The organism is Enterococcus sp. E5-37, assembly GCF_035726925.1.
Lineage (GTDB): Bacteria > Bacillota > Bacilli > Lactobacillales > Enterococcaceae > Enterococcus_B > Enterococcus_B faecium.
Genome location: NZ_JAPMLG010000011.1, coordinates 62,869 through 80,907, shown reverse-complemented (window position 1 = coordinate 80,907; position 18,039 = coordinate 62,869). Strand labels below are relative to the sequence as shown.

The 18,039-nt window shown below is 37.9% G+C and carries 17 protein-coding genes; 5 read left to right on the top strand and 12 right to left on the bottom strand.

The genetic code is table 11. The features are described 5' to 3' along the window. Positions 1-321 precede the first annotated feature (321 nt). The 5 genes from OS138_RS10015 (at position 322) to OS138_RS09995 (ending at position 4,988) form a co-directional block, all read left to right on the top strand. Positions 322-1,353, top strand: coding sequence for a tyrosine-type recombinase/integrase (locus OS138_RS10015; RefSeq protein WP_002286066.1), 1,032 nt, complete (start codon positions 322-324; stop codon positions 1,351-1,353). Between the two features lie 108 nt (positions 1,354-1,461). Next, positions 1,462-2,994, top strand: a complete 1,533-nt coding sequence (locus tag OS138_RS10010; protein ID WP_002286067.1) for an AMP-binding protein — start codon at positions 1,462-1,464, stop codon at positions 2,992-2,994. 138 nt (positions 2,995-3,132) lie between these two features. Continuing rightward, entirely contained in the window at positions 3,133-3,945 is an 813-nt protein-coding gene (locus tag OS138_RS10005; RefSeq protein WP_002286068.1) for a hydroxymethylpyrimidine/phosphomethylpyrimidine kinase, read from the top strand. Further along, positions 3,935-4,420 (top strand): ECF transporter S component, encoded by a 486-nt coding sequence (locus OS138_RS10000; protein WP_002286069.1) that lies wholly within the window; start codon positions 3,935-3,937, stop codon positions 4,418-4,420. The genes OS138_RS10005 and OS138_RS10000 overlap by 11 nt, the downstream gene beginning before the upstream one ends. A 22-nt stretch (positions 4,421-4,442) precedes the next feature. Next, positions 4,443-4,988 (top strand): TIGR01440 family protein, encoded by a 546-nt coding sequence (locus OS138_RS09995; RefSeq protein ID WP_002286070.1) that lies wholly within the window; start codon positions 4,443-4,445, stop codon positions 4,986-4,988. Between the two features lie 72 nt (positions 4,989-5,060). Here the strand turns inward: OS138_RS09995 and OS138_RS09990 are convergent, their stop codons facing one another. The 12 genes from OS138_RS09990 to OS138_RS09935 all read right to left on the bottom strand — a co-directional run bounded on the left by OS138_RS09990 (position 5,061) and on the right by OS138_RS09935 (position 17,918). After that, on the bottom strand, positions 5,061-6,704 hold the full coding sequence (locus OS138_RS09990) for a glycoside hydrolase family 13 protein (RefSeq protein WP_325070075.1): 1,644 nt from the start codon (positions 6,702-6,704) through the stop codon (positions 5,061-5,063). A 128-nt stretch (positions 6,705-6,832) separates the two neighbouring features. Next, positions 6,833-9,061 (bottom strand): AAA family ATPase, encoded by a 2,229-nt coding sequence (locus OS138_RS09985; protein WP_325070074.1) that lies wholly within the window; start codon positions 9,059-9,061, stop codon positions 6,833-6,835. Between the two features lie 32 nt (positions 9,062-9,093). Then, positions 9,094-9,573, bottom strand: a complete 480-nt coding sequence (locus OS138_RS09980) for a DUF6530 family protein (RefSeq protein ID WP_002286073.1) — start codon at positions 9,571-9,573, stop codon at positions 9,094-9,096. A 230-nt stretch (positions 9,574-9,803) separates the two neighbouring features. Continuing rightward, the gene (locus tag OS138_RS09975; RefSeq protein WP_002286075.1) at positions 9,804-10,652 is read right to left on the bottom strand and encodes a DegV family protein; all 849 of its coding nucleotides are present in this window, start codon (positions 10,650-10,652) and stop codon (positions 9,804-9,806) included. A gap of 156 nt (positions 10,653-10,808) precedes the next feature. After that, positions 10,809-12,419 (bottom strand): polysaccharide biosynthesis protein, encoded by a 1,611-nt coding sequence (locus OS138_RS09970; protein ID WP_002286080.1) that lies wholly within the window; start codon positions 12,417-12,419, stop codon positions 10,809-10,811. Between the two features lie 243 nt (positions 12,420-12,662). Continuing rightward, positions 12,663-12,980, bottom strand: a complete 318-nt coding sequence (locus OS138_RS09965) for an AzlD domain-containing protein (RefSeq protein ID WP_002295896.1) — start codon at positions 12,978-12,980, stop codon at positions 12,663-12,665. Beyond that, the gene (locus OS138_RS09960) at positions 12,973-13,752 is read right to left on the bottom strand and encodes an AzlC family ABC transporter permease (protein ID WP_002295898.1); all 780 of its coding nucleotides are present in this window, start codon (positions 13,750-13,752) and stop codon (positions 12,973-12,975) included. The genes OS138_RS09965 and OS138_RS09960 overlap by 8 nt, the downstream gene beginning before the upstream one ends. 132 nt (positions 13,753-13,884) lie before the next feature. Next, a complete protein-coding gene (locus OS138_RS09955; protein WP_002295900.1) occupies positions 13,885-14,820 on the bottom strand; it encodes a cation diffusion facilitator family transporter in 936 nt (311 codons plus the stop codon). Positions 14,821-14,895: 75 nt separating this feature from the next. After that, positions 14,896-15,288, bottom strand: a complete 393-nt coding sequence (locus tag OS138_RS09950) for a DUF4430 domain-containing protein (RefSeq protein ID WP_002295902.1) — start codon at positions 15,286-15,288, stop codon at positions 14,896-14,898. Continuing rightward, positions 15,269-15,787, bottom strand: coding sequence for a membrane protein (locus OS138_RS09945; RefSeq protein ID WP_002295904.1), 519 nt, complete (start codon positions 15,785-15,787; stop codon positions 15,269-15,271). The genes OS138_RS09950 and OS138_RS09945 overlap by 20 nt, the downstream gene beginning before the upstream one ends. 147 nt (positions 15,788-15,934) lie before the next feature. Next, entirely contained in the window at positions 15,935-17,008 is a 1,074-nt protein-coding gene (locus tag OS138_RS09940) for a hypothetical protein (protein WP_002295905.1), read from the bottom strand. After that, a complete protein-coding gene (locus OS138_RS09935; protein WP_002295906.1) occupies positions 17,001-17,918 on the bottom strand; it encodes a coiled-coil domain-containing protein in 918 nt (305 codons plus the stop codon). Before OS138_RS09935 ends, OS138_RS09940 begins: the two co-directional genes overlap by 8 nt. Between the last annotated feature and the right edge of the window lie 121 nt (positions 17,919-18,039).

The following is an 18,039-nucleotide window of genomic DNA, read 5'->3' as shown; positions in this document are numbered from 1 at the left end:
ATAAATGGAGAGCCAATCGATTCTGAAAAAATGTTTTCTAATTTTTCGGAAATAAAAGAAAGAGCCTCCTGCCATTAGAACGAACCAAATCCATTTCATTGCTCATGAAGTAACCACATAGCTAAAAAGAGGATAAATCAATTAAAAGATCAAAAGAATGACTGCACTAATAAAATAACTAAAAATGTATCTTCTTACTTCATATCTTTTAGCTAGTACTTAGTTAAAAATTTGCTTCCTAAGATCAAGACAAACTGTCTATCTTCATTTGATGAAATGCGGTAAAATATAGAAAATGAACACTATTGGAGGGAATTTGTAATGGACAGCAAAACTAGAAAACAACTGCAAGAAAAGTTAAAGCAACGTACACACTTGCTCCCTTCCGTCTTTCAACAGTTTTTAGAAGAAAATCGTTCTTCCCTTTCATTAGGCAGTCGCTATGAATACGCAAAAGATTTTCATCTGTTTACTGATTATTTGAGAAAAGTATTTTCTGAAGAAGTGGATGATCAGCTGATTATCCATTTAGAAAAACAAGATTATCAGAATTTCTTAGCTAAAATCTATCGACATACTCGTTCGTTCCAAACTACAGCGAACCAAGAAACGGAGCAATTGTTTGAAAATAGCTATTACGGGATTTCAAGGAAGCAATATTCATTAAATCATTTTTTACGATTTTTGTATCAAAAAGGACTGATTGAAGAAGAGATTTCTCTTTTGGGTACAAGTTTACCGGAAACAACCAAAGCAGCTCCGCGATATATCGATGCAGAACTTTTCAAAGATTTTGAGCATTTGTTTATCCCGATTGAAGGCTTTCAAACAAGCAGAGAAGCTAGCTTTGAAGAAAAGAATAGACCGAGGAACCTTGCAATTACTGCCATTCTTCTGTATTGCGGATTAAAGATCCATGAAGTAGTAGAACTTAAACGTAAAGATGTATCTTTGACCAAGCAGATTCTTAATCTGAATAGAAAAGAAAACAGACTGAATAAAGTACCAATACCAAAAGAAGCGATGCCATTTCTGGAGAACTATTTTAAGTTAACAGCACAAAATACGGACGAAAATTCTTTTGTTTTTCGTTCCTCACATGATCAGCAAATTTCTCCTCGGACTATTCGCCAAATTTTGAGCAAAATTACAGTATATAAAAACGTATCGCCAGAACTATGCAGAAAAACATATCGTTATTATGCAGAACTATATTTAGATGATGCTGACGCGGTAAATTATTTATGTGGTAATCGATACCTCTCATCCCATTCTTTTCAAGATATCTGGGAAAAGATGGTTGATTTTTCTTATCACGAATTAGCGGCATTCGTTCGGGTTTCTTCCATATAAAACAAATGTATGATCTTTTTTTCACAATAAACTATGTTATTATATAAAGGATTATGTTACGATTATCTTGAATTTGTATATTACTTAACAAAAGATAATGGAGTGTGAATGATGGAGACCATAACGTATTCCCCTTTGAACTTATTTACGAATTTTCAAGAAGCTGCAGCTAACTTTTCCGAGACCCCGATTATCTTTGATGAGCCACTTTCAGCTTTCCCAGAATTAGGACTTGAAACAACTTACAAAAAATGCTGCGAAAGTGTGTTGAAACGGGCTTATCAATTGGCTCATCTTGGAGTGAAATCCGGAGACAAAGTTATTATTTATAAGAGTTCCGCTTTTGACACATACCTTCTAGCTGTTTCTGTGTCTTACCTTGGTGCAGTGCCTGTCATGACTTCTTATCATCTACCAACAACAACAATGGAAGTATTTATCGATCGTTTAGAAGACCCTTTCATTTTATTTGATGATGAGACAAAAAAGCGAGTGAGAGAAATTTCAAATGGAACAAAATCAAAACAGATTCCTATTCTTTATTTAATGGAACAACCTGCTTTGTCTGTTTCTCAATCATTTTTAGACAAAAATGAAATTTCTTATATGACCCATACTTCTGGTACAACTGGTATCCCTAAACTTATTTGTCATTCTGCTCATTCTATGGGATGGCGGACGAAATGGCAAAAAACAGTTTTCACAAAAATTTCGGAAAAGAAATTAATCGCTTTTCACATCTCTCCAGTGCATTCCAGATTCAATATTGGTATCTCTTCTTTGATGTCCATGGGATTTCCTATGATGCCTTTAGCAAACGCACAAAGTTCAAAAGTTGTTCATATGTTGGAAGCTCACCGGCCAATTGCACTAGAGACCCATCCGAATAACTTTGTTCAGTGGCGTTTTACTGCTAAGGAGCATCCAGAAGCTTTTTCGGGTATCCGATACTATCACTCCACTTTTGATGCTATAAACAACCAGACAATGAAGACATTTTTGCGAACGTCGATGGCACAGGATGCGGTATTTCTTCAAGTATATGGCCAAAGTGAATGCGGACCAATGATTCTTAAGGCTCATACACTAGAGAGTTTGAAAACAAGTGATGCAAGAGATATGGGCGTTGGACTGGAAGACATGACAAGCGCTCGGATTACAGATTCAGTTGGGAATGTCCTACCTGAAAACACAGATGGTCATATACAATTACTGTCTAAAGGACGGGCTTTGACTTATTACAAGGAAGATGCACGGTTCCAGGAAAATGTTTATGGCGATTGGTGGGATAGCGGAGATTACGGTTTTATGGATAAGCATGGCCACCTATTTTTGAAAGATCGGCAAGTGGATTTGATCGAAACGATCAATAGTACATTAGCTATTGAAGACTTTTTATTAGATTCGTTAGATTTTTTGGCAGAAGTAGTGATTGTAAGGGATAAAAATCATTCTCCACAACCGATTATTGCTTTAGCTCCTGATAAAGAAATGGATTGGAATCGATGGTGGGAGCAAGTCCATGAACTTCCTCGCTTGAACGTCCCTATCATCCGTGATTTTGATGCAATCCCGCGAACAGCTACAATGAAAGTGCAACGGCTTCAAATCGAGAAAGAATTAAAATCACAAAAGTCCTAACTATTTAAGGAAAGAAAGATCCATTTTGGTCTTTCTTTTCTTTTTGTTTTTTTAAATTGGATGAGATAAAAATATGCCAATTGGCTGTTTTTCTTTTTTGAAAATTTCGTTATACTCTTATTCATGGAGGAAAATGTTATGAAAAGAATCTTGACAATTGGCGGTTCTGATCCATTTGCTGGTGGAGGAATCCAAACAGATTTAAAAACTTTTGAGAATTTTGGTCTATTCGGACTAAGCGCCTTGACTTCTATAGGGGCACTAGATATTAATGAGCGATTTATGCTGGAATCTATATCTTTGGAATTGCTTAAACGACAGTTAGTTTCGATTGATAAAATGACTTCATTAGATGGTATCAAAATTGGGTTATTGAATTCAAGTGAAGCAATCATGGTTGTTCGAGACTTCATAAAAACAAAACAAAATATCCCAATCATTTTAGACCCTGTTTTGGCATTCAAAGAAACTGAAGCTGTGATCAATCAATTGTATATTTCGCAGCTCATCGAAGAACTTTTTCCACTTGTTACGATGATTACGCCTAATTTGGCAGAAGCTGCTTTACTTTCTGGTCAAGCTCTTCCCTCTTCGTTAACAGAAATGATCCATCTCGCTAAAGAACTCACTGCTTCAGGAACAAAAAACATTGTGATCAAAGGCGGCACAAGGATGGCTGGAGATGAAGCTGTGGATCTTCTCTATTCAATTGATCATTATGAGGTATTTTCTCATAAAAAAATCGACACTACAACAGTAAACGGGGCCGGTTGTGCCTTTTCTTCTGCAATAACAGCGAATCTTGTGTTAGGGGCAGATTTTACCAAAGCAGTAGCAGAAAGTAAAAAATTTGTTGCCCATTGTATTTCTAATGGCGTGCTGATGAACGATCATACCGGAAGTGTCTGGTCTGGCGGTATTCAAAAAGGAGGAATGAGAAATGAAAACTAAGCAATTAACGATCTATGCTATGCTGATTGCGTTGACAGTTGCCCTTTCATTAACAATTTTGATCCCTGTACCGGCTACGAATGGATTTGTGACATTATGCGAGGCCGGGATCTATACCGCTGCTTTTCTTTATGGTCCAACGGGTGGATTAGTTGTTGGTGCTTCCAGTGGTCTATTGATCGATTTGATTTCAGGATATCCGCAGTGGGCAGTTTTTTCATTAGTGATCCACGGGTTACAAGGATATGTTGCTGGTTCTTTCAGCAAATCTTCTACTCGTATGTGGGGATTAGGGCTTTTATTAGGAAGCTTAGTTATGATCATCGGCTATGGTATCGCCGGTTGGATTTTATATGATTGGCCGGCTGGAGTGGCTTCTATACCAGGAAACATCTTCCAAAATCTGATTGGAATGGGACTTGCCTTTCCTATAACTGCAAGTCTTCAACGTATTCAAGCACGGAAGCAATATTAATTGAAAAAGAAGGTTTTAGAAAATGAAGTTGTCAGAAAAAGAATTAAAAGACCAATTGACTGAAATAGTTAATGACATATTGGCTGAGGCACACTTGAAAAAAGGTGATCTTTTTGTTTTAGGATGCAGCACAAGCGAAGTCGTTGGAGGACATATTGGAAAAAATTCCAGTGCGGAAGTTGGTCAATGGATCATCCGTACGTTAAAAGAGTTGTTGGATCCTAAAGAAATTGCGCTAGCTGTCCAAGGTTGTGAACATTTGAACCGAGCATTAGTAGTAGAACGAACAGTGGCAGAAGCAAAAAATTTCGAAATTGTCTCTGTTGTTCCTGCACTACATGCTGGAGGTGCTTGTTCTGTTGCTGCTTTTGACCAGTTCAATGATCCTGTCGAAGTGGAACACGTAGTTGGACAAGCCGGTATCGATATCGGTGACACATCAATCGGTATGCATATCAAGCATGTCCAAGTACCTGTCAGACCTCGTTTGAAAACCCTTGGACAAGCTCACGTGACAGCCCTTCGCTCTCGTCCTAAATATATCGGTGGTCCTAGAGCGAATTATTGAAATGAGTAATTGACAGAGCAATCTGAAAAACTTCCTCGCAAAGTCCAACTAATGAACTTTAACGAGGAAGTTTTACTTGTTTATTTTATATAACCGAGCTTCATAAGGTGCTAGTATGCCTTTAGCTTCAAATTCTCCGCTAGAGGAATTTGACAAGAGTAATGTCCAGGACTGATCTGCTTCTTTTGGAAGTTCATAGTCAGCAAGTGATTCTGTTAAGTTTACCATAATAAGATATTGTTCATCTTCTAAATATCTTTCATAGACATAAAGTTGTGGATGTTCATGAAGATATTCTTTATAAGAACCGTATATCAGACCTTTATTGGTTTGTCTAATGCGGATCATGTTCTTATAGAATTGCAGGACCGACTCTGGTTCATATTCTTGTTGTTCTACATTGATCGTTTTGGTATTTGGATTAGTGATCAGCCAAGGTTCATGTGTAGAAAAACCAGCATATTGTTCCGAAGTCCATTGCATGGGTGTCCTGCTGTTGTCTCTCGTTGTTTCACGAATGATATCCAATGCTTCTTCTCTTGTCTTACCTTCCGCAAGCAGCCTTTTATAAAGTCTTTTCGAATCTACTGCATCAACTTGATCGATCGATTCAAAGGGCATATTCGTCATTCCGATTTCCTGTCCTTGATAAATAAATGGCGTACCTTGCAAAAAGAAATACATCATAGCGATTGCTTTTGCAGACATAGCCCAAAAATCGGGACGAGTATCTCCAAACACTGAAACGGCACGAGGAACATCATGGTTTTCCATATATAAAGCGTTCCATCCGATACCATCCAATGAAGTTTGCCAAGCGCTTAATGCATGTTTCAATTTAAGGACATCTAATTGCCCTTCTTTTTCTTGCTGCCAGATATGGATATGATCAAATTCGAATATCATATCGAAATAACCGTCTTTCCCTACCCATTGTGGTCCTTCTTCTGCAGTGACACCACTTGCTTCTCCGACAGTCATGATATCGTACTCTTCAAAAACATGTTTCAAATCGGTCAAATGTTCTTCGATTCCTGAGACATTTTGAAAGGGTGAGAAAGGGTTCTCTGTGGCTTTTACTGAATATTCATCTTTTTTTACATGAGAAATCGCATCTAAACGAAATCCATCTATCCCTTTATCCAACCACCATCGGATCATATTGAATAGTTCTTCTTTCAATTTCTCGCTTTCCCAATTTAAGTCTGGTTGTTCTTTTGCAAAAACATGCAGATAATACTGTCCAGTTTCATGAGAATACTCCCAAGCAGAACCGCCGAAAATCGATGTCCAATTATTCGGTTCTTTGCCATCTACCCCGTCGACCCAAATGTAATAATCGCGATACGGGCTTTCTTTAGATTTTTTCGATTCTTCAAACCATTGATGCTGATCCGAACTATGGTTGATGACAAGATCCATAATCACTTTGATCCCTAATTCATGTGCTTCTTTTAGCAATAAATCAAAATCTTCCATCGTTCCGAATCTCTCTTCTATATCTTGATAGTCACTTACGTCATAACCATTATCGACAAATGGAGATTGATAGATCGGATTGATCCAGATAAAGCCGATACCAAGATCTTTCAAATAATTAAGTTTTTCACGGATCCCATTGATGTCTCCTTGACCATCGCCATTGCTATCTTTGAAACTAGCAGGATAGATTTGATAGCCTACTGCTTCTTTCCACCATTTTTGTTCTTGTATCATATCGTTTCACTCCTTTAACGGTCCCTCTTGATTATAACCGATTCTATTTTAGAAGTATCCTTGTTACCGGTAACTAGAAACGAAAAGCTCAACGAATCTGCTAAGTGCGTTCGTTGAGCTTTATTTTATCATAGATAGCGGGCAATCAGTTGAATCATTTGCTTGGGAAATTCATTCAAGTCAGTAATATCTACAAAACGACTTTCACCGTAGATCGACTTGATTTCTTCTTTGTCTTGGCCAATAGCTGCGGAGACAAATAGGATTCCTTGACGTTCATATTCTTTCAAAACAGACTGGATATCTTCTTTTGCTTTTTTGCCTGTATAATCCGGCAACGCTTTTGGCTGACCGTCACTAATATTAAGCAACAGTTTGGTTGTTGCGGATTGTCTGTTTAATTTTTCTGCTGCTAAACGAAGTGCAGCACCATCACGATTGTTTTGCCTTGGTTTCATAGTGACTAATTTTTCATTTAACCATTGAAATCCGTCTTCAAATTCTTTATAAGAAAACAAAGAAGTCTTTTCTCTTGACGAACGGTCTGCTGTATCTCCGTAAATCAACAATGGGATATCGACTTTCTTAGAAAATTCGGCAATGGCAATCGCTGCTTTTTTTGCCGCTTCGATCCGATCATCCCGTATCATTGACCCAGATTCATCGATCCGTACAGCTACCGCTAAAGAAGGTTGCTCATGTGGCGGGTTCTTTTTGTCAAAATTTCTCAAATCACCATATGCTACTTTGCTTGCATTGAACCGCTGACCTTCGTATTTTCCTTTTTGGTACGTCTCTGTTTGTTCATTATCCAGTAACTCTAAAATTTGCCGGCTAAGTGATTCTACTATTGGCATTACTTGCATGTGTAGCTCACGTGCTTCCGGCGTTTTTCCTTGGAAAGCTGGTCGGTGAACGATGAGACCTTCTTTTTCATGAATCGTTTCCTTCATGATTTGTCGCGCTTCTTTATTCAGTTGCTTCTTGATTTCCTTATCATGTGCTTCCATGTCAGAAGCAGACATTTCTTGAGAATCATCTCCTGTTTGTTGTTCTTTTTGATTTTTTCCTTCGATATCGCTACTGCGTTCTTTTTGCATTTGAGGAGGAATCTCGTTTTTTTCTATTGTTTCTTCTTGTTTCTCTTCTCCCTCATTTGGTTCTTCAGCAGACAACGATTTCTTTTCATCTAAGCGCAGAATTTCTTCAGCATTTTCAGTGATGTTTCGTTCATTTGCTTCTTCGGCGCTAATGGTTCTTCCTTTTGTATGCTTAGATTGAGGATGACCCCATTTTTCTTTTCTCAATATGTCCTGAAGTTCCAGTAGCAATCCACTGTCAGACAAAGCTTGTTCAAGAATTGCCAATTCATCTGAATCAGTGGATAATTTATACAAAACTTTTGGATAAATCGACTGGAGTAAATCTTGTCCTTGCTTATAGGTATTTGCCCAATAAAAATAAGAACGCATTCCTGCTACACCTTTGATGGCGTTAGCTTTTGCAGTTTCATCCAACAAACGGATAATCTCTGCCATCTTTAAGAGAAGTTCTTGTTTTTGGATCATAGTTTTCGCCATCGCACGTTCTGCCATGACTTCTAAGGCAGGAAGATCCATTTTTTCCGCATGTTGCATCCGATCTCTTAAAGATTCATTTAATGGGCGATTTCCTTGGTAATTTCGATTTGTAGTGATCACAATGACGCAATCTGGATGGCGACGAATGATTCCTGTCGGTAAATTCAACATCCCATTTGGTTCGAGCGCTGAGTTAAGTGCCACAAGAACAGAGGCATCTCGGATGACAGTCGGCTCTTGAATCTCTAATAAATATCCTTTTTCAATCGCTCGAACGATTTCAGAAGGGTAATAGCTGTAATGGATTGCATCTGGATAATCAGCTTCGATCCTTTGAACTAGCTCTGCTAATTTTTCTTTAGCAGAAAAAGGATCAATGCCGTAATGGTTCTGGATCAGTGTCAGTACAGCTTCAAGTGTATCTGTTTGGTAAATAGCTTCTAGTAATTCTTGGTCTTGTTCCTTATTAGAATCTACTACAGGTAATAAGGCTCCGAAAACATCTGATTTGTCCATATCTGCAAAACAGGTCACTTTTGTATAGGGAAGTTGCAGATCAGCAGATAGTGCTTTGGCTAATTGTGTCTTCCCCGACCCGGCATCTCCTTCCAAAAGTACGTTACTGATTTTCATTTCAGGATCTTGCCAATTCCCTTTGATTTCGGAGGCGATCCGCCATTCTTCTGCACTTGTCCGATGGCTTTTCGGTTTCTTCCAGATCATTTGCTTTTCTAGCCGTGAAAAGGTTCGGTTTTCTGTTAGTGAGAAATTCTCCATGCTTCTCTTCCCCTTTTGATCATCTCTGTCTATTAATATCCTAGCTCATCTAAAAGACGTTTTAAAATACGGAATCGTTCCCCAATCAGTTCTCCGTCTTTTTGTAGTGTATCGTAATACAAAATGATGTCTTCATCGATCTTTGGATTTTTGGTATCTACTTCTACCGTCATTCGGTTCCCTTGTAATCCAATGATGTCTACGACTGGATTTTCTGGATCATAAAATTTTTCATAACGATAAGCATCTTGGAAGTATAAACTTCCTTGCGCAGCTAAGATCGCTAAATCTAAAATACGTGTGATTGGTAATTCTTCCGACTGTCGTGACCATTTTTCTCCAGTATGTCGCCATACCTTGCCTGAGATATCGACTTTTCCACGATCATTCCACTGAGCAAGGCCCAGTGAAAGCCCTTTTGCATCCGTATTTAATGCATTTCTTCCATCAACTTTATCATAGTCTTCTACAACGATTACTGGTTTATGTTTTAAATTTGTTGGTATTTCCATTATTTTAACTCCTCATCCTTTTATTTTTAGTAAATAAGTAAATTAGTAGTTTACTCATTTACTAAACTATATGCGACATTATAGAGGATTGAAGTGAGGATTGCAAAGAAAAAGAGCTTCATTGATAGAAATAAAAACACCATCTCGTTCTTTTACACGCTCATTAGTAACATGTAGAAAGTCCAAGATGATGTTGGAATATTTTTGGTATGTTTTTTGAATAAAAGGAATTATTGCGCTGAAATGGCAATGCCGATGGCTTTTTCACCTAAATGTGTACCAATGACTGGTCCGAAATGACCAATTTCGATTTCTGCATTTGGATATTTTTTCTGCAATTTCTCTTTCTCCGCAATCGCTACTTCTAAATTATTTGCATGTATCACGTAAAGTTTGACTGGCGGTTGTATTTCGTTATTTCTTCTACCAATAATTTCTTCAGCTCGAGCAAATGCTTTTTTACTTGAACGGATTTTTTCGAATAAAACAATTTTCCCTTCAGAAAATGTCAGGATCGGTTTGATTTTTAATAAGCTGCCAATCAGCGCTGCACCATTTGTCAAACGTCCTCCTCGTACTAAATTGTTCAAATCATCTACAATCAGATAAGCGTAGGTATTATCTCGGATTCGATCGATATGTGCAAGTATTTCATCAAGGGACTGACCTTCATCATTTAAGTCTAAGGCAGCTTCTACCATGTGTCCCATCGGCATACTAGTGATCTTAGAGTCATAAGGAATGACCGTTACTCCGCTGATGTCATCTTTCATCGCAAATAATGTGTTGACAAAGCCAGAAATCCCTGAAGAAAGATGGATACTTAAAATCGTGTCATACCCTTTCTCTTTCAATTCCTCATATAAACCCAAAACTTCCCCTACGACAGGTTGTGAAGTAGTAGGAAAATCTTTACTGTTTTTTAAAAGTCCATAATATTCATCCGCTTCGATATCGATTCCTTCGTTATAAATTTTCCCATCCATAATCAAAGGGATTGGAATAACGAATAAGTCGGGATGGTTCTTGATACGTTCCGGCAGATATGCCGAACTATCTGTAACTACTGCAAGTTTCATGTGTTTAATTTCCTCGTTTCAAAGAATTTTTCCAGACCTTATAACTATATCATAAGTAAGATTAGATATGAAACTAAAATTGGAAAATAGAAAAACGACAAGCGTAATCATACGAGTTGCCGTTTTTCAAGTGACAGCAAAAAACGATTAGTTAACCTATTCTTTGCTTCTGCTATGATGTTTAACATTTTTCAACATTCGAAACCCATTTTTTCCGAATTGAGAAAATAAAAATACTAAGCCGCCAATACTTCCTACAGCCACACAATAAATCATTGCATAGCTTTTTGATTCCATTGACAATCGCTGATTCAGCAAAAAGAAAACGGCAAAACATACTGCAAGCATAATCAGGGTGGAGCGGAAAGTTTTTAAGAAAAAATTGCTGATCTTTGCTAAAGGTGCTATTCGGTATTCTTTGCACATAAAGTGATAGCCGCGAACAAAGACAATACCGAATGCTAAGCCATTTGATAAGCTCATCCCGTATCCGCCAACTAATCCTAATCCGATTACTTGGAAGATGACTTTCAGGATAATTGCTTCTACAGTTAATCGGATCGCAAAACGATGGTGATTCAAAGATTGAAGCATCGTAGATAGGATCGTGAATAAAGAGAAAAACAAAGAAGCTAGCAAAGCCATTTGGAAATATCCGACACTTTCAGGATCATAGCCAAAAAACAATGTGTATAGTGGTCCAGCTAATAAAGACATTCCAGTCAATGAAGGAAGAAGAATCAATAACGCAATCGAAAAACTATCTCCTACTGTTTTTTCGATTTGTATCCGATCTTTTTTCTTCATCGTGCTTAATATTGGCAAGCTGCTTATAGCTACTGTTCCTACCATGGAGATCAGGATCAATGTCAATTTATTTGGATTGACAGAAGCACGGCTGAATAAGAATTCCAGTTGCTGATCTGCGATCTCTGGACGGAAAAAGTGAAGCAGTGGTTTCATCGTTACTTGGTCGATCATTTGAACGATAGTAATGACTGAGCCGACAAAAATAAACGGTAGTGTTTCCCGAATGATAGAGACAGAGGCAGATCGGTTTTCTCTTTCGAAATAACGGCTGGAAATCAAAAAATCTTTAAGTTCGAAGAAGTCTTTTCTGCGTCCGACGATATACATATGGATAATCGCAGCTAACCCACCGAAGAAAGAAGCGACTGTACTGATCAATACAGCTTCTAATATGGTTCCGTCAGTCAATACGCGCAAGTAATAAGTACCAGCCAAGATAACGATCACTCGCACAGCCTGTTCGATAATCAAAGAAGTTCCATAAGGCCGCAGATCATTTTTTCCTTGGAAATATCCTCTCATTGCACTAAGAATTGGGATAGCAATCAAAGATGGGCATAAACTTCTGATAGCTAGTATCCCATTATTAACGTTAGCAATCGGACTGATTCCGGCTAGTAAAGGAGCAAATAAATACATCAGTGCAGCAGAGGCGATACCGATGACAAACATGATATTGATCGTACTTCTAAAAATCAGCCGACAAGCAGCGTTATCTCCTTCTTTTGTGGCTACAGCTACTTTTTTTGCAATCGCATTTGGAAATCCGACTGTACCAAGCATCAGGAACAATCCATAAGGAAGATAGCCAACATTATACAATGTCGTAGCAAGCATACCATCTTGATTGTTCCCCATCATACTTAGCCAGGGAATCAAATAGACTACCCCTAAAACTTTACATAGAAGATTAGCAAAGGTTAGCCAAAATGTTCCTTGCATCAATTTTTTATTCATTTAAATTCCCTCAACTATTCTTTCATAAAATAAACATCTTCCCTATTATAGCAAAAAATCATAGAAGGACAAATCCCTCTCTAATTCCTAAAATAAAAAAGAGCTTGCATCATAAGCCAACACTAATCTTTTTTATCCCTACGAATAAACTTGCATCCAGAATTGACTGTTGCAAATGCAGTTCGGATAGATCAGTTTGAACAACTTATGTCGCAATCTCTGTTTTTAATAAAATAAAACAGTTTAAAGCATAGACAGCAAAAAGACAGACGCAAGTCCTGTCAAAACTGACAACGCCATCGAACGTGTTTTGTAAGCCACGCCTGCTACTAGAATCATTGCAGCTATTTTGATATTCCAAGCAATATCCAGATGTTCATGAGTAATGAAAACATCTTTAAAAGCTAACGCCGCAAATAATGCCACCGGTACATATTTCATCCAGTCACTGAACCAGGATGGCACTTTTCGATGAGTAAAATAAAGCATCGGGAACAAGCGCGGGATATATGCCACGATGAACAGACAAGCAACTAAAAGTAGCAAATATAGTTTAGTCATGGTGATTGGCCTCCTGTTCCGGGAAGTTGAAGAGCGGCTCATTGACATCTTTACCGCGGTCTCTTAGTTTCTTAGCTTTTTCTTTTTTGAATGCCTTCTCCAGCATAAATCCGGCAAATGAAGCAATGACTGTTGCTGCAATCAATCCGAAAGTATTTTGGAATAATACCATGAATACGACCCCTAATACGCCTGAGAATAAACCTGTAAAGATCAGTAGTGCGCTTTTCATCTGCATGATAAACATGAAAATGAACATGGCCGTCAAAGCAAAATGGACAAGGTCAGCATCTACTCGAATCACCGATCCGAAAAAATTACCGATCATATTGCTACCGGCCCATGCAGTCATTGAGAACCAATTGACATATAAAGCCTTTCTTTTATTCCAGGAAGGGTCAGTTGAAAACTTTAAGTAGTTCACCGCATAGTTTTCATCATTCAGTGATTGAGAAAAGACAGCCAAAAACGTCCGCTTTTCTTTTTTCATAAAACCGGCAAGACTTGCTCCTAATAATGTATAGCGTAATTCTAAAAAGAAAACCATCAATAATGTCGTTGCAAATGATGCTTGCGTCGTAAGCATAGATGCAACTAAAAACTGCGCGCCACCGGAAAAGACCAGAATCGATAACAGTCCTGATAAGAGAGGATCAAATCCAACTTTTTGCAACAATACTCCGCAAGCTAATCCTACTGGTATATAGCTTATACAAAGTGGCATCACTGCATGCAAAGCTTGAAGCCATGGCGCACTTTTCTTTTTGTTCATTAAAATATCTCCTTTAATTACAACAAATAAACAGCGGACTCATTGTAACATAAATTCGCTAAATTGTAGCCGTTTTATTTAAAAACAAGATTATATTTTTCTCATTTTTGCTTCAATTCATGAATAAATGTTTTATTTACGAGAATAATTTGGGTCATATTTATCTGTTTCAATGTATATATACATCTTCTTGTCAGGAAGAGACTGACGCATATTTTTTTCAATATCATTGATGACCGAGTAAGCTTCATTCTCTTTGTTACCAACGATATCTGCTTTTGCTGCAACTAAAATCTCCGTTGGACTTAAATGAACTGTTTTTATATCGATCAGCCGACTGATCTCAGGACGTTCAAAAGCTAACTTGATTTTTGATAAATCGCTTGCTGTCACGCTTTCACCGATGATCAGACTATAAAATTCTTTTGCTAGGAAAATGGCGGCTCCCATCAGCAAGAAACCGATCAGCAATCCGCTGATCGCATCAAATGCAGCAATCCCGGTTGCATAAGTCAATATTGTTCCTGCTAAAGCCAAGACCAAACCGATTACAGCACACAAGTCTTCCGTAAAAATAATCAGTATTTCACTGTGTCGACTTTCGCGCAAAAAGCGCATCGTGGAAAGTTTTTCAGTATTCAATTCTTTGATTTCTTTCATTGCCACGCGTAACGAACTTCCTTCGATTACCAAACCAAATAACAGTATTGCTATAACAATGATCGGATTACCCACTTCATGGGATGGATGCGTCAACTTTTCAAAAGCTTCCATCACCCCAAGTGCCCCACCGCCGAAGAAAAGCATCATTGCGACGATTGTACTGAAAAAGTATTTTGCTCGTCCTTCACCAAATTGATGCAACTCGCTCTGTCCTTTATTGGCTTGTTTATCACCGAATAACAGCAAAATCTGATTGCTGCAATCAACGATACTGTGGATGCTTTCGTTTAGCATGGCGGCACTGCCACTGATTGCATAGCCGACAAATTTGCTGATAGCAACTAGAATATTAGCCCCTAGAGCAGCAATTACGGAAAACATTCCGCTTTTTTTAAAATTTTCCATGTTATTTTCCTTCTTTCATCAACTGAACTCACTGAATTATGGCAATATTCGCCCTTTAACAGTTTTTTATGAAACTTATAGTTTAGACAAATTGAAAATGACCGATTGTCCATCATTCAATTTGATCTCTTTGGCACCAGTAGTAGCACTTTTCCCGTCCACAGTAAACATCCAATAGAGTTGATTTTTCTCATCCTGTGAGTGCCCTTCAAGCGAAGTGATGAAGCCGTTATCTTCTTTGACTTCAAAATTTCGTTTCAAAATACTCAGTAAATCATCGCCTTTTTTGAAGACCACTTCTTTTTCCGAAAAGTTTTGACCATTTTCTTGTAACGTGATTGTTGCTTTTTGCGATGTTTTTACTTCCTCCTTTTGGTTGGAAGCCGATTGTGTATAGGTTGTACTGCAACTTGTCAAAATGAGTATACTGACACTCATTGCAAGCAAACTATAAATTATTTTTTTCATTTTTTCCTCCTGAATGATTGTAAAAACGTTTGACGACTGGCAGAAAAACAAGAAAGAACACAACATTGCCTATACTGTGCATCAAATCAAACGACACCCCTTGAAGGTAATAGATCCAAGGTTGAGGCAAACGATATAACAGCGTATCAAAAACGGTCATACCTATTCCGTAAACCATGCCCGCCAGAAAAAAACAGACTCCCTTTAACCATAGATTCCTTTGCACTGTTTTTCTCAAGCAGACGATTGAAAACAAACTCAGAACAACAGTATAGCTGATCCATTGGCCGATGACCCATGGTCCAACACCAAAATAAAAACTGCTGATCGCAATAGAAAGACTCATGACAATTAACGCATCTTTTAAGCTTAAGTAAAGTACTATAAATAAAAAAATAGCAGTCATTGGCTGGAAATTCGGAATAAATTGAAAAGCGATCCTACCTGCTACACAAGCAGCAGACAATAAGCTAAGCTGTGCTATTTTATTTGTGGACATTCCTAATGAAATCCCTCCTTCATCAGCAAGTTATTCACGTCCATTTAGTACATACAGAAAAGACTTGTGACAATTATTCTGGATAACTGCCGCAAGTCCTTTGGAACAGAATTATCTGAATGACATCTGGTAATCCAACTTATCCAATCAGGACTTTCTCACCATTAATGGGACCAAGAATTCGTAATTGATAAAGAAATCAATGACAGATCGTGGGTAGTCTCCAGATGAGATCGACAAGACTGTTTGATCTTTTTCGTTTGTTGTTATCGTTAAAGACTGTCCTTTATCTAATCGTACTTGATAAGTAGTTTCGTTGATCTTTTCCATATCGTAGGATGGATTTTTCATTGCCACGATAAAAATATCATCCAATACTTCATTCGTCAATTCAAATTCGCTCTGAAGATTCAAACGAAGTGGCTTCGTATTGTCTAGTAATGTCTGATTAACGGTAAAACCAAGTGTTCTTGCATGGGCTAATAATTGATTCAATTTGTGATTGAATATCGTGATCTGCCCTGCAGAGAATACTCGATCCACTGACCAGTGTCGGATCAAAGAAAGCACCCGGTCATCTTGGACATTGATTTCCATTGTCTCTGGTGATACGTTTAGGAGACTCATCGATTCCACTTGGTATCGTTGATCGATGGTCGGTAATACAAAGGAAAAGACTAATTCGTTTTGTCCATTCAACGTATAATTGATCGAAAAATGTCTTGTTTTCCATGTGTCATAAGCTGAATTTGACCGTTCCAGACCAATATCATTCAACGGTTTCAGTAATTCATACGTGAAGTATTCGATCAGGCTTGTCTTTCCGATCGTGGAGATTGGTTCTTCATTCAATATAAAACGATCATATGATTCTAATAATTGTGGAAAATCTGATTCGATCAAATCTTTTCTCATACGTAAATCCGCTAATTCTGCTTCCGCTGTTTCAATCAAACTGACGATATCTTGATGATCTTGCTCTTTTCCTTCTAAATACCCGGGATTTTCAGTTATTTCGTAAGCATGGGTGTTTTCTGCAGTATTCGTATTCGTCGGAGTTACTTTTTCTTTTTCGTGTATTTTTGTTTCCTCTAGCATAGGGATTTCTTCTGTGTCATCCAGAGGATTACTTGTTTGTTCTTCCAATGAAGTGTTCGTTTCTTCATGATCTTCTGTTTGTTCTTCATTTTTTGTCCATTCTGCTTCATCGTGTTCATTCATACTCGGAACCTCCTTCATTAGATTGATTATTAGGATTCTCATTGCCAAGATAATTCATCAAGAATTCATGGATTGCTTGACCGAATCCCTCTTTGCTACCGAAATAGCGTCTGATTTGCCTTTGTTCTTTTTCTACGATGGCTGCACGAAGCTGGTCTGCTCTTGCTTCTTGCTTCAATGCTTCTTTTTGCTGCTGGATTGTTTCAGGCGTCTCAATATAAGGAAGCCAGCCTAATTTTTCATTAGATAGTACTTGCTTCTTCTTCTCTAATTCTTGAATTTCTTCCTCGATTTTTTTACGATTCAAGAATCCTTTATTGTCGTTCAAATCAGTCATTTGTCGATTGATTTCTTTTATTTGTTCATCTAAACGTTCAATTTCTGTCTGAGCAGTGATCACCTTTGCGTCTAGCTCATTGATTTTTTTGTCATAGTCCGTTGACTCCGGTTGGGAATATTTCTCCCACTCTTCATCGATCTTAGGCAAAACAAAAATTTCTGGCAGACTTGCATCAATACCGACCGTGGGCCGATCATGGTAATAAGTGCCGATTTTGTAATAGCTCATCGTTGGCGAGATGTTTTCTACTTGTTCCATAAAAGGAAATTCCTGTAAAAAACGATCATGGATCTTACGCATCAGCAATTGATCGATCTCGTGATTTTCATTTGAGCTTCTTTTTAATTCTTCATTCAATCGGCCATTGTATAAACGGTAGATCTCAGGGATATCTTCTTCGCGGACAGCTTTTTCAAAAGCCTGTAAGTCTTCTAATAATTGGGAAAGATTCATGCTTGCTTTTTCTTTGATATCGTAAAAAGAAGACGATTCTTGTCCTGTATCCTGATCCGCGTTCGTCTCCTCTAGTTCGTCTGGCTCATAATTTGCATTTGTATCTGGCTCTTTCATACTACTTGCCTCCTCTTACTCATCTGTTTTTCACTTATTAATACTTCAATAGTACCATTTTCTGTAAAAAATTGTTATAAAAAAGAGCGGGCAATGCTCCATAAAACAGGCTGCACCAAAA